This is a genomic window from Bacillus sp. TSO22 (genome assembly GCF_020223595.1).
GTDB lineage: Bacteria > Bacillota > Bacilli > Bacillales > Bacillaceae > Bacillus > Bacillus inaquosorum.
This window is the reverse complement of sequence record NZ_JAHAWO010000015.1, coordinates 125,481-137,752: the sequence shown is the minus strand read 5'-3', so window position 1 is coordinate 137,752 and position 12,272 is coordinate 125,481. Positions and strand designations below refer to the sequence as shown.

The window sequence follows — 12,272 nt, the reverse complement described above, 5'->3', positions numbered from 1 at the left end:
ACATCTGCGTCATCAGTATCCTGCTGACCCAAGAAAAAAGATGATCGTAAATAATAGGTGTTTTCAGCCAAAAGACATGATATAATAAAACCAATTAGAACCAAAAGGAGCCAATTGATGAATACCGCACCAACACTCAACACATTTCATAACCTAATCGGAGAACATCAAACATTTTTGGAAACGAAGCGAATCGCTAAGCAGTTCTCATTATCGGAGCTTCCCGTCCTGATCACAGGAAAAATCGGAACAGGGAAAGATCATTTCGCACAAGCCATACACCAGAGATCTTCGAGAAACAACGAACCTTTTATTAGCGTCAATTGCAGCGCCCACTCGGAAGAAAGCCTTATGCATGAGCTTTTTGGTCCTAACGGAAACTCAGGAGCGTTTCAAAAAACGGCACGAGGAACCCTTTTTATTGATGAAGTATGGCGGATGCCTGCTTCTGTACAAGCTCAGCTGCTAAAAGCGCTTGATTCAGACACGGAAAAACCGCGAATGATCTGTGCTTCCGCAGACGGATGCGCGGAACATACATTCAGACAAGACTTATTCTACAGACTGAATATTTTAACGCTCACACTTCCCGAATTGTCTGAACGAAAAAGCGATATACCGCTTTTGACACAGTATTTTCTCTCAAATTCAGGTCAGCAATTGTTAATTGATCCCTCAGTCTTTCCGATGCTTGAGCAGCACACATTTGAAGGCAATGTCAGAGAATTAAAAAACGCCGCAGATTATATGGCAGCAGTGTCAAGCGGAGGAACCATTCATTCATATGACGTCCCGCCATACATTAGGGGCGCAATAGACGGAAAAGCGTCGAAGAAAAAAGCGAAGCTGCTGACTTTAATGGAAAAAGCGGAGTTTTTGTTTATTTTGGAAACAATAAAAGCGTTAAACGAAAAAGGAGAGCCAGCCAGCAGACGGATCATTTCCGAACACAGCAAAAACACCCAAACGTCGTTAACTCCTCAGCAGGTCAGAAGCCGACTCGACTATTTGGAGAAAAAAGATTATGTCACAAAAAGCCGCGGACGCGCCGGCACTAAAATTACGTTAGAGGGCTTGAGCTTTTTAGAAACGCTGAAAAATCAAATGATCTAGCGATCGAAAGGAGAATGCACTTGTTTACAATCAAAGAAGAGATCGCCAATGCAATTACACATGGCATCGGTGTACTCTTATCCATACCCGCACTAGTGTTTCTGATCATATTTGCAGCTAATTACGGCTCCGCATGGGATATTGTCAGCTTTACGATATTCGGTGTCTCTATGCTGCTGCTTTATCTAAGCTCCACACTGCTTCACAGCATCACACATAAAAAAACGAAGAATATTTTGGAGATTATTGACCATAGCGCCATTTACGTTCTGATCGCCGGAACCTATACGCCTTTTTTGCTAGGCCCGCTGAAAGGCACGCTCGGCTTCACCCTGCTGGTTATCGTATGGTCACTCGCCCTAGGCGGAATCGTTTTTAAAATTTTCTTCGTGAAACGCTTTATCCTATTGTCAACCTTAGTGTATTTGATCATGGGGTGGCTGATGATTATCGCGGTTAAACCTTTATATGCTTCGCTGAGCGGAGCGGGATTCAGCCTTCTTTTTCTCGGCGGCATTTTATACTCTGTCGGAACCATCTTTTACATTTGGAAAAAGATCCCCTTCCATCACGCCATTTGGCACAGCTTTGTATTAGGCGGAAGCGCTGCGATGTTCTTCTGCGTGCTGCTTTATTGTGTGAAGGTGCCGTTCATGTCGTAACAGAAAAGCGCAGTCTTAAAGACTGCGCTTTTTTATGCACGTAATTGCTTTTCATTTGCAGGTATATAAGCTTTTGAAAATGACAATTCAATGTCTGCCGGTTTTAAACGTTTAAAAATCGATCCCTTTTGCAGTTCATCTGTCCCTTTCGTTTCCACCATCACCAACGGAAGATGATAGCGGGCCGCAAGTTCAACAGGATCTATAGAACCATCTAATGAAAGAATCAGGCTTTGTCCTTTTTCAAGCTGTTTCGTCACATCTTCATATACCTTTTCTGAACTGCCGTCTGCAATCACATCCATCCGATTGAGCCATTGCCCGATAAAAGGCAAGCGAAATACTTTTGGATTAGCGATAAAGCCGGCCGGTTCCTCAATATATCCAGCAATTAAGGCCAGTTCAGCTAAACGCAAACGGGGATGCACATACAAAACAGGACCGCGCGGTATTGGTTCAGGCTGATGGATCGTCACAACTGAACCAGTCATGCCGATGCAGCCTTCCATAAACGCCTTTGGCTGTTCATAGACAAGAGTCATCTGTTTTTTGTATGACAGACGGGGGTCAAGCATCGTTTGATTAAATAATTGTTTCATATTTTTTAACAGCATATACACAATATAAACTACTAGCAAGCTGTAACGAACCAATTAAAATCCTCCCGCTTCAGAAGAATTCTTTTTTTCATACATTAGAAATTCGTAATCGTACGGGTTTTTTTCGTCCTTGATCCCCTGCTCAGAAGAAACCAGCTTCCAATTGGTTTCATCAAATTCAGGGAAGTGACGGTCACCCTCAAACTCGTGATGAATTTTGGTCATATACAGTCTGTCCGCATAAGGGAACAGCGCTGTATAGAGCTGAGCCCCTCCGATCACAAAGCATTCCTCAGAACCTGAACAAATGTCCAGCACATCCTTTAATGAACTGACAACCGTGCATCCCGGAAATTCTGAAGCCGGCGCTGAAGTGACAACAATATTTTTCCGGTTTGGAAGCGGACGTCCAATGGATTCATATGTTTTTCGGCCCATAATGATTGAATGGCCCGATGTTACTTTTTTAAAGTACGCAAGATCATTGGGTAAATGCCACGGCAAATCATTGTCTTTGCCGATAAGCCTGTTGGCATCCATCGCAAAAATGAACGAAATCATACGCTTACCGCTCCTTTGATATGAGGATGCGGATCATAATCCTCGATGATAAAGTCCTCAAATGCAAAGTTGAAAATAGAATCAATCTCCCTGGCGAAACGAAGCTTCGGAAGCGGGCGAATGTCTCTTGTCAGTTGCAAATTGACTTGTTCAATATGGTTTTGATAAATATGGACATCGCCAAATGTATGAATAAACTCTCCCGGTTCAAGCCCAGTCACATGAGCAATCATCATGGTTAGCAGGGCATAAGAAGTAATGTTAAACGGCACACCGAGGAAAACATCGGCAGAGCGCTGATACAGCTGACAGGACAGCTTGCCGTCAGACACGTAGAATTGGAACAGGCAATGGCACGGCGGCAACGCCATTTTATCAATTTCAGCAACATTCCAGGCACTGACGATTAAGCGTCTGGAATTCGGATTTGTCTTAATATCCTCAATAAGACGGGAAATTTGATCAACGGTTTCCCCGTCAGCTCCCCGCCAAGAACGCCATTGTGAACCGTATACAGGCCCGAGTTCACCGTTTTCATCAGCCCACTCATTCCAGATCCGCACTCCATTTTCCTGCAGATAGCGTACATTGGTATCCCCTTTTAAAAACCAAAGCAATTCATGTGCAATTGATTTAAAGTGGAGTTTTTTAGTGGTCAGCATCGGAAAGCCTTCCTGTAAATTAAATCTCATTTGATACCCGAAGGTGCTAATTGTTCCGGTCCCTGTCCGGTCTCCTTTTTTTTCGCCATGCTCTAAAACATGCCTGCATAAATCCTTATACTGTTTCATTTTTTTCATCCTTTAAAAGTAGTCTTCTAGTAGTGTAACACAATAAAAAATCATTTCTGAACCCAGAAATGATTTTTTATAGTCAGCTGACGACAGGCTTTTCATCCTGTTCTTTTTCTTCATCTTGCAGATCCTGATGCGTATGGGCAATCCTGCTCGCCGCTGCTGCCGCAAGTGCTGCCACAATATCATCCAAAAAGGTATGGATACCGTCTGGACTTTCATCAAGTTCCTTAATAATTCCAATCTTCTCTTTATCTAGATAACCGAAGTTAGTCAAACCGATCGACCCGTACACATTGACGATTGAAAGCGGGATAATTTCATCTATGCCGTAAAGCGGTTCATCCGTTTCAACAAGGTGCTGCAGCGGTTCAGGAAGCAATTTCTGCTCAGCAAGCTGATCAAGCGCAAGTCCTGTTAATACAGCATGAATAATTTCACGTTTGTTCAGCACTTTTTCTACATTCTCCATACATACACTGAGCTGCAGATTTGGATTATATTTTTCCTGAAGCTTTTGAACAATCTGCGCAATATCTTCTATCATAACGCCCCGTTTGTTCAGCATATCTTTTGTTATATCGACCATTTCATTCATTGTGTACTTTTTCATGTCTAATGGCATCTCCTTTACGCACTCATCCAGTTGGGAGGCGTGTTGCGGTCCCAGTAAATACTCCCAAGCTCATGATGTGATTGAAATCCATCTTCTGCTGTATGATAGTGAAAATTAAACCAGTAGCCGTCATGAGGCGGGTGGTCTCTGCGCACATGGAATCTGAGGAGATCTTCTCCAGTTGTCCGATTGTAAACGTTGAAAATTTTTTCCGTTTTGCCTGCTGAAGGCTTGCTCGAGATCACAACATCCTGATATGCCTCATCATCTTGCAATGTCGCTAAAAAATCGCTAATCACATTTTCGATTTTCGGCAGGATCTCATTCCGATAGTCATCCTCAATGACAGGAGCGATTTTGCTGCCGAATTTCAAAAAGGACTGATCCTCAACGCTGTCAAGGAGCTGTTCCCTGTACGATTGAAAAAGCAGTTCAGGATCGCGCCTGTCTTCCGACTCATAATCATCGTACAGGTCATGCTCATCATAAAAAGCGGTGTAATCATTCTGCTCAAGACTGCTCGGCTGTCCGGAGGGCTTGTCCGCCATAAGAGCAGCCGGAGGAGATACGAGCCCGAACGTTACGATGGTAAATAAAACCACAAGGGTCTTTCTCATCCACAATTTCATGACTGCTTATTCCTCTCTATTTTATTGTCATGTTTCTCTTATTTTAGCACACCCGAAACATGCAAGTCATGTACTATATGAAACTGATATGGAAATTAGGAGATTCGTTGCTTTGCCGCATGTGTAAAAACGCTTACAATATACTATGAAAGGAGGCTTTCCGCATGATTGACGCTTTGTTTGCCACAGTTTCACTCTTAACATTGTTATACTTTGTCGTCATGGAAGTCACCGATTAACAGAAAGCCCGTGAGAGTAATCACGGGCTTGTTTTACTTGCAGCTTGAATAACGCCATAATGAAACAGTGCTGTTTTTCTTTTCATGACGTGAAAACCAAACTGTTCAAATCGCGGGCTTTTCCAGTGGTCTTTAAGCACTACGCTTTTTCTGGCAACGCGCACCGCTTCTATGATACACCCTTCATGCAAAACTGAATCCTCTGCCAAATCCCGTAAAGGTGCGATGCCGTCAGATGTCTCTACAGGCTCATGAAACATTGGATCGAAATAAATTACATCAACAGAGTCGTCAGGAAGCTGCTTGATATATTCAAAGCAATCCCCATTCTCCACTTGGATTCTTCTCATTGCAGCTTGAAGCTCTTCTATGTCCGTTTCCCATGAATGCAGTCCCGTCCTCACCAAAACGGATACAAGATGGTTTTTTTCGATCCCAATCACAGAGCCCGTTTCGCCTACTGCCATACTTGCGATTATGGCATCCGAACCCAGTCCGAGTGTGCAATCTAAAAACGTATCCCCTTCCGATAAACCAGTTGCCTGAAGCATCGGCTCTTGCTCCCCCCGTAAGAAGCGTTTGGCTCTAAACATCGCTGTATTCGGATGAAAAAAGAATTTGGCACCTTGTTTCGTATAAAGTTCAAACCGTTCTTTGCCGACCACAAGCAAATCACGTTTAGCTGACTTCAGCAGGTTTTTAACGGTTTGTTTATTTCGGCCGCAATATGGCATGCCCAGCTCTTTAGAAAGCTGCTTTGCGGTTTTTATGGTGTGTTCAGTCGGTCTATAGCTTGTTGTTATCATCTTCTATACTCCCAAAAAGAAAATGCCCGGAAAACGGGCATTTAGCAGTGTGCATCGAAGGCAGCGGTCAGATTTTTCATGATCTCTTCCATATCGTGTCCTTCAATTTCATGACGCGGAATAAAATGTACGACTTCTTTGCCTTTCAAAAGAGCCATTGACGGTGAAGAAGGCTCCTGGCCAGTAAAATACTCACGCATTTTTGCAGTAGCTTCTTTATCTTGGCCCGCAAATACAGTCACCGTATTGTCAGGTGTTTTGTCGTGCTGGAGGACTGCCTGTGTTGCCGCAGGACGCGCAAGGCCTGCCGCACAGCCGCACACAGAGTTAACCACTACAAGAGTTGTGCCCTCTGCCTTTTCCATAAAGTTTTCTACTTCTTCCGCTGTTGTTAATTCTTCAAAACCTGCTCCAGTCAGCTCGCGGCGCATCGGTACGACAAGCTGGCGCATGTATTCTTCATAAGCCATTGACATAAAAAAAGCCCCCTCTATTATCCTTCATCTGAAGTAAAGGATACTATAGAGAGGGCCGGATTTCAAATGTTCACGACTTAAAATAGGAGAAAGTGATTCCCGCTGTCTAGATTTTCATGATACCGCCAGTGTTGGCGCTTGTCACCAGTTTAGAATAACGGGCCAAGTAGCCAGTTTTCACCTTAGGCTCAAAACCTTTCCAGTTCGCTTTCCGTTTTTCCCATTCTTCCTCTGGAACTTGTACATCCAAGATACGTTTTTCAATATCAACGATGATATGGTCTCCGTTTTCAACAAAGGCAAGCGGTCCTCCCTCTGCGGCCTCTGGTGATACGTGGCCGATCGAGAGGCCTCGAGAGGCTCCGGAAAAACGCCCGTCCGTAATCAAAGCCACTTTTGGCCCGAGTCCCATCCCAACGATCTGGGAAGTAGGCGCCAGCATTTCCGGCATTCCAGGTCCGCCTTTTGGCCCCTCGTATCGGATGATGACGACGTCGCCTTCTTTTACTTTCCGGTTGATTATGCCGTCAAGCGCCTCATCCTGAGAATCAAATACGACAGCCGGACCTTCGTGTCTCGTAATTCCGTTCTGTACGCCGCCCGTTTTAATGATAGCGCCGTCTGGAGCCAGATTGCCGAATAAAACAGCAAGGCCGCCCTTTTCAGTGAATGGTTTATCCAGCGGATGGATGACGTCATAATCCTTCACTTCATGTCCGGCAATGGTTTCTCCAAGTGTTTTTCCTGTAACAGTCAGCGCGTCTAAATGAAGCGCTCCTTCTTTCTTGGAAAGTTCATTCAGCGCCGCTGACACGCCGCCCGCTTCATGTAGATCTTCAATAAACACATCTGATGCAGGAGCCAGCTTGGCCAAATGCGGCACGCGCTCAGCGACTTCGTTAATGCGTTCTAAAGAGTATTCAACGCCGGCTTCGTTTGCTAGAGCAAGCGTATGAAGAACGGTATTTGTTGAACCGCCGAGCGCCATATCGAGTGCAAAGGCGTTATCAATCGCTTTTACTGTGACGATATCACGCGGTTTGATATCCTTGCGAATTGTTTCCATTAATTGCGTAGCCGACTTTCTGACAAACTCTTTTCGTTCCGGTGATGTCGCGAGAATGGTTCCATTACCCGGCAAAGCTAGTCCAAGTGCTTCGGACAGACAGTTCATTGAGTTTGCTGTAAACATTCCAGAGCAAGACCCGCACGTTGGGCATCCAAACTGCTCTAGTTCTTGAAGCTCGTTTTCATTGATTTTTCCGGCTTGGTAAGCGCCTACCCCTTCGAATACTGAGGAAAGGGAGATTTTGCGCCCGTCACTTGTTCTTCCTGCCGCCATCGGCCCCCCGCTGACAAAAATCGTTGGAATATTGATGCGCATTGCCGCCATAAGCATTCCCGGCGTGATTTTGTCACAGTTCGGAATACAGACCATTCCGTCAAACCAGTGCGCGGATACGACCGTTTCCACAGAGTCGGCAATGATTTCACGGCTCGGCAGCGAATACCTCATACCGATATGCCCCATCGCGATGCCATCATCTACTCCGATGGTATTAAATTCAAACGGTACGCCCCCGGCTTCTCTGATTGCTTCTTTTACGATTTTCCCAAACTCCTGCAAGTGAACATGACCGGGAACGATATCAATGTATGAATTACAAACCGCAATAAACGGTTTGCCGAAATCCTCTTCTTTTACACCTGCTGCACGAAGCAAACTGCGGTGCGGAGCTCTATCGATTCCTTGTGTGATCATGTTACTGCGTAATTCTGCCATGGTGATCCTCCTAAATACTTTCAATTGTTAGACTGGATTTTATTTTAACAATTTTCAGTTTATTTGTGGGCTGTTTTTGCAAAAAGATAAAATACAGGCCGCCCTCGCCTTAATTGTTTCCTTCATGTTTTTATATTTATATAGTTTTCTGTCGATGTAAACCCTCCAACTATTAATATTGTTACTTACTATAAATAGTTTTCGGGCATTTTTCAACAATATTCGAAATAATTTTTATAAAAAGTGAATTCACAAAAAAAGGTGCATGATCTGCACCTTTTTCTTTCTATTCTCCTTTTTTTCTGCTCTCTGTCATTTGTTTCCAAACCGAACCTTTTGCTTCTTCTCCATGCTCAATACGCTCAAGCGCCATTTTCACTTGAAGGCTGACCTCAAATTCGGGATCATCTTCGGCAGCACGCAAAGCTTCAATTGCACTTTCATCTCCGACTTCGTACAGGAACATAGCCGCACGCCAGCGAACAAGCTTGCTGGAGTCGCTTAACGATTTGATCATAGCAGGAATGGCTTGAGGGTCGCCGATATCAGACAGGCAGTCTCCGGCCGTTCTTCTCACTGAGACAGCTTTGTCCTCAAGTGCCTTATACAATAAAGGAAGAACATCAGGTGTTTCAATCATTCCTAAATACACAACAGCCTGTCTTCTAATGGACACCTTGGGATCATCCAATGCCTTCTGTAAAACCGGGATATCCTCCTCTTTCGGATCCATCTGCTCGAGATGTGCATAACGCTTTTTCCAGTCCTCATCATCCAGCATATTAAGCGTTACTTTATACGCTTTGCGCTGTACAGCTTGTTTTGCTTCGCCCTTTCCCTGAGCGGCTGCTTCTGTCAGCCGTTTCAGCCGTTCATCACTGTATGCGGCCTGAAGCTCTTCTGTCACGTCATGACCGATTTCATTAAAGTCGCCGAATCTGACGCCTTGTTCTTTCCAGGCCCGCTCAAACACAACATTTGAAGCTTCAGATCTGAGTTTTAAGATCGCCTGCTGAAAGCGTTCAGGTAACCCGAAGCGCTCTTCACGCTCCCCATCCGTCAATTTGACCTGCATAGGAATGCCGCTGAACATCTGCACAAAAACTTTCACCTCTCCAAAAGACTCTTGATCAGAGCGGTTTTCTTCTGCACTTTCAGCACTTTCCATCCCAAATGCAGAGCGGACTTGCGGTAAAATGTCTTTCCAGTCGTATCTTGCGTTCCGTTCAACAGCAAGAAAATCAGCGACGTGGTAGACACCTCTAACCCCTTCTATTTTAAGGATTTCCGCTATAACAGGCGGTGCGCCTTCTGCTTGATCCGGTTTATAGTTATTGCTTTTGCCCGCCGGAAGCTCTTCCGTTAAGATGACCTTCATTGTATTCGGGCTTGGCGTAGGTTCAATTGATTTTATCTTCATGATCGTCCTCCTATAGCATATCTGTGACTTATTCTATCATAGTCACAGCAAGCCTTCTATTACGACGTTTTGGCATCAATCCCGGGTATGTCTTTTTCTAGTTGGCGGACAAAATGGATCATAAAATCATGTCTTTCTTCTGCCAGTTCCCGTGCAGTGTCTGTATTCATCATATCTTTCAGCCGCAGCAGCTTATGAAAAAAATGAGCGTAGGCGCTTTGATCATCTCCATAAAGGCTGTGGCCTTTTGCGCCCGCAAACATAAAAGTTCTCGCAATACCGACAGCACCGATCGCATCAAGCCTGTCAGCGTCCTGTACGGCTTTCCCCTCAATTGAGAGCGGCTCTTCCGCCAGCTTTTCCCTGTCCCGAAAGGACATCCTTGTGATAATATCAATCACTTTGTCAGCAGCCTCTTTTCCAACTCCGAAAAAAACGAGCTGTTCATAAACTTCACTCACTGAAAGCCTGACCGTGTCAGGCAGCTTGACATCAATTAAATCATGAACCAAAGCCGCCGTTTCAACAATGAACAAATCCGCATTTTCCTTTTCTCCAATATACACAGCAAGATCTGCAACTCTTGATACATGATGCCAATCATGTCCAGAGCTTTCGCCGGTTAGGACAGATTGAACCCATGTCCTGATTTGCTCTGTCTGCTTCAATTCCTTCACAAAAACACCCTCTTTATTGCCCTAATAGCTTCACGATAACGTCTTCCAGCTCTTTCGGATTTGTATTAGGAGAATATCGGCCAACGATTTCTCCATTTCTGTCCACAACAAATTTTGTGAAATTCCACTTGATCGCCTTAGTTCCCAGCATCCCTTTCGCATGCTCTGTCAAATACACAAACAGCGGGTGGGCGTTTTTCCCGTTTACTTCTACTTTTGAAAACATAGGAAACGTTACACCGTAATTTGTTTCGCAAAAATCCTGTATGTCTGCCTCGTCACCAGGCTCTTGGTTCATAAATTGATTGCAGGGAAACCCTAAGATCTCCAGGCCCTCCTGCTGATATGTATCATATAACTCCTGAAGCTGCTTCAATTGCGGAGTAAATCCGCATTTACTCGCTGTATTCACGATCATCAATACCTTTCCGGCAAAAGGCTGAAGTGTCATGTCTTTCCCTTTTATTGTACGTACCTTCATATGATATATAGACATGTAAGTCCCTCCTATGTCCCTGGTGCTGATTATTTTACCTTTTTTATACCTCAATTCAAAATGCAAACATCATTTATCAGAACTCTTAAGAAAAGAGTCAAATGAACCTTAAATTCATGTGGCTCATTTTTTATCTTAATCATTCTATAAAACATTACATTTACCTTCTGAGATACATCATGGAAAATCATTTTACAGTGAAACCAAAAGGCGTATCTATGCGTTTTATTTAAAGAGTTTTCCGTTGTTTCCCCATCAACCCTTATAGATAGATTGAAAATTGGCGTGAAAATTCCTATAATGAAGAAAATTAAACGGGGAAATGATGGAGGTGGCACGTTGCCTATTAATATACCAACACACCTGCCGGCAAAACAGGTGCTTGAGAGTGAACATATATTTGTAATGGATGAAAGCAGAGCATTTCATCAGGATATCCGGCCGCAAAAAATTATCATATTGAATTTGATGCCGAAAAAAATCCAAACAGAGACTCAACTTCTCAGATTGCTTGGAAATTCGCCTTTACAGGTTCATTTTACATTTTTAATCCCAAGCACACACACGCCGAAAAATACTGCAAGAGAACACCTTGACGAATTTTACACGACTTTTTCCAATATCCGTCACAAGAAGTTTGACGGCATGATTATCACCGGTGCGCCGATCGAGCATTTGGCGTTTGAAGAGGTTTCTTATTGGGAAGAGCTCAAAGAGATCATGGAGTGGAGCAAAACAAATGTCACTTCAACCTTGCATATTTGCTGGGGCGCTCAAGCAGGTTTGTACTACCATTACGGTGTGGAAAAAATTCAAATGCCGAAAAAGATCTTCGGTGTGTTCGAACATTCCGTTCTTGCAAAACACGAAAGATTGGTAAGAGGTTTTGACGAGCTATACTACGTGCCGCATTCCCGGCATACAGATATAAATATGGAACAGCTTCAAGCAGTGTCCGAGTTAAAAATTCTATCCGCATCAAAGGAAGCTGGGGTTTGCTTAATTGTGTCAAAAGACGAAAAACAAGTCTTTTTAACAGGGCACCCCGAATATGATACAAATACGCTTCTTCAAGAGTATGAAAGAGATCTGGAGCGAAACCTTTCTACTGTCGAGGCGCCTAAACATTATTTCGCAAAAGACAGCGAAGAGCCAGTGAATCGCTGGAAAGCGCATGCGACATTATTGTTTATGAACTGGCTGAATTATTACGTTTACCAAGAAACTCCTTACGAATGGGACTAATTTTTCTTTTTTTAGTGATACGCTGAGCAAAAAATATGATAAAATACATCTGATTCAGTCTGCGTATAACAAAAATTTAAAATACTGGAATCCAAATCATTTAAAATTAGCTTAATTTTTTCACTGCATTAATAATTCAATTATGTATTTGTGTTA

14 protein-coding genes are annotated in these 12,272 nt (G+C 43.7%); 3 read left to right on the top strand and 11 right to left on the bottom strand.

Features of this window, described 5'->3' with window-relative positions; genetic code table 11:
- Positions 1-117 precede the first annotated feature (117 nt).
- Complete coding sequence (locus KHQ79_RS20290; RefSeq protein WP_225516707.1) at positions 118-1,113, top strand: sigma 54-interacting transcriptional regulator; 996 nt, start codon at positions 118-120, stop codon at positions 1,111-1,113.
- 20 nt (positions 1,114-1,133) lie between these two features.
- Positions 1,134-1,775 carry a PAQR family membrane homeostasis protein TrhA gene (gene trhA / locus KHQ79_RS20285; RefSeq protein ID WP_225516706.1) on the top strand — a complete coding sequence of 214 codons (642 nt, stop codon included), beginning with the start codon at positions 1,134-1,136 and terminating at the stop codon, positions 1,773-1,775.
- Positions 1,776-1,807: 32 nt separating this feature from the next.
- Here trhA and KHQ79_RS20280 read toward each other — a convergent pair whose 3' ends face one another.
- The 11 genes from KHQ79_RS20280 to KHQ79_RS20230 form a co-directional block, all read right to left on the bottom strand.
- Positions 1,808-2,428: a lysophospholipid acyltransferase family protein gene (locus KHQ79_RS20280; protein ID WP_225516705.1), complete on the bottom strand. Its 621-nt coding sequence runs from the start codon at positions 2,426-2,428 to the stop codon at positions 1,808-1,810.
- Positions 2,429-2,935, bottom strand: coding sequence for a dihydrofolate reductase DfrA (dfrA, locus tag KHQ79_RS20275; RefSeq protein ID WP_004397873.1), 507 nt, complete (start codon positions 2,933-2,935; stop codon positions 2,429-2,431). It abuts the gene before it with no gap.
- On the bottom strand, positions 2,932-3,726 hold the full coding sequence (locus KHQ79_RS20270; RefSeq protein WP_004397875.1) for a thymidylate synthase: 795 nt from the start codon (positions 3,724-3,726) through the stop codon (positions 2,932-2,934). The genes dfrA and KHQ79_RS20270 overlap by 4 nt, the downstream gene beginning before the upstream one ends.
- A gap of 82 nt (positions 3,727-3,808) precedes the next feature.
- Entirely contained in the window at positions 3,809-4,342 is a 534-nt protein-coding gene (locus KHQ79_RS20265; protein ID WP_004397878.1) for a phosphatidylglycerophosphatase A family protein, read from the bottom strand.
- Positions 4,343-4,359: 17 nt separating this feature from the next.
- The gene (locus KHQ79_RS20260) at positions 4,360-4,974 is read right to left on the bottom strand and encodes a YpjP family protein (protein WP_032732341.1); all 615 of its coding nucleotides are present in this window, start codon (positions 4,972-4,974) and stop codon (positions 4,360-4,362) included.
- Between the two features lie 259 nt (positions 4,975-5,233).
- Complete coding sequence (locus KHQ79_RS20255) at positions 5,234-6,019, bottom strand: class I SAM-dependent methyltransferase (protein ID WP_225516704.1); 786 nt, start codon at positions 6,017-6,019, stop codon at positions 5,234-5,236.
- A gap of 41 nt (positions 6,020-6,060) precedes the next feature.
- Positions 6,061-6,495 (bottom strand): bacilliredoxin BrxA, encoded by a 435-nt coding sequence (gene brxA, locus KHQ79_RS20250; RefSeq protein WP_225516703.1) that lies wholly within the window; start codon positions 6,493-6,495, stop codon positions 6,061-6,063.
- A 106-nt stretch (positions 6,496-6,601) separates the two neighbouring features.
- Positions 6,602-8,278 carry a dihydroxy-acid dehydratase gene (ilvD, locus tag KHQ79_RS20245; RefSeq protein WP_225516702.1) on the bottom strand — a complete coding sequence of 559 codons (1,677 nt, stop codon included), beginning with the start codon at positions 8,276-8,278 and terminating at the stop codon, positions 6,602-6,604.
- Positions 8,279-8,564: 286 nt separating this feature from the next.
- Positions 8,565-9,698, bottom strand: coding sequence for a conserved virulence factor C family protein (locus tag KHQ79_RS20240; protein ID WP_225516701.1), 1,134 nt, complete (start codon positions 9,696-9,698; stop codon positions 8,565-8,567).
- A 59-nt stretch (positions 9,699-9,757) separates the two neighbouring features.
- Positions 9,758-10,375, bottom strand: coding sequence for an HD domain-containing protein (locus KHQ79_RS20235; RefSeq protein ID WP_119913944.1), 618 nt, complete (start codon positions 10,373-10,375; stop codon positions 9,758-9,760).
- Positions 10,376-10,388: 13 nt separating this feature from the next.
- Positions 10,389-10,871, bottom strand: a complete 483-nt coding sequence (locus tag KHQ79_RS20230) for a glutathione peroxidase (RefSeq protein WP_019258708.1) — start codon at positions 10,869-10,871, stop codon at positions 10,389-10,391.
- 339 nt (positions 10,872-11,210) lie between these two features.
- Between KHQ79_RS20230 and metA the strand changes: the two genes are divergently transcribed.
- Positions 11,211-12,116: a homoserine O-acetyltransferase MetA gene (metA, locus tag KHQ79_RS20225; RefSeq protein ID WP_225516700.1), complete on the top strand. Its 906-nt coding sequence runs from the start codon at positions 11,211-11,213 to the stop codon at positions 12,114-12,116.
- The last annotated feature ends 156 nt before the right edge of the window (positions 12,117-12,272 follow it).

Excerpts from the sequence above, each read along its gene's own strand:
- brxA (WP_225516703.1), bottom strand. The coding sequence starts at position 6,495 with ATGTCAATGGCTTATGAAGAATACATGCGCCAGCTTGTCGTACCGATG.
- KHQ79_RS20270 (WP_004397875.1), bottom strand. The coding sequence starts at position 3,726 with ATGAAACAGTATAAGGATTTATGCAGGCATGTTTTAGAGCATGGCGAA.
- ilvD (WP_225516702.1), bottom strand. The coding sequence starts at position 8,278 with ATGGCAGAATTACGCAGTAACATGATCACACAAGGAATCGATAGAGCT.
- KHQ79_RS20240 (WP_225516701.1), bottom strand. The coding sequence starts at position 9,698 with ATGAAGATAAAATCAATTGAACCTACGCCAAGCCCGAATACAATGAAG.
- KHQ79_RS20265 (WP_004397878.1), bottom strand. The coding sequence starts at position 4,342 with ATGAAAAAGTACACAATGAATGAAATGGTCGATATAACAAAAGATATG.
- dfrA (WP_004397873.1), bottom strand. The coding sequence starts at position 2,935 with ATGATTTCGTTCATTTTTGCGATGGATGCCAACAGGCTTATCGGCAAA.
- KHQ79_RS20260 (WP_032732341.1), bottom strand. The coding sequence starts at position 4,974 with ATGAAATTGTGGATGAGAAAGACCCTTGTGGTTTTATTTACCATCGTA.
- KHQ79_RS20230 (WP_019258708.1), bottom strand. The coding sequence starts at position 10,871 with ATGTCTATATATCATATGAAGGTACGTACAATAAAAGGGAAAGACATG.
- KHQ79_RS20290 (WP_225516707.1), top strand. The coding sequence starts at position 118 with ATGAATACCGCACCAACACTCAACACATTTCATAACCTAATCGGAGAA.
- KHQ79_RS20255 (WP_225516704.1), bottom strand. The coding sequence starts at position 6,019 with ATGATAACAACAAGCTATAGACCGACTGAACACACCATAAAAACCGCA.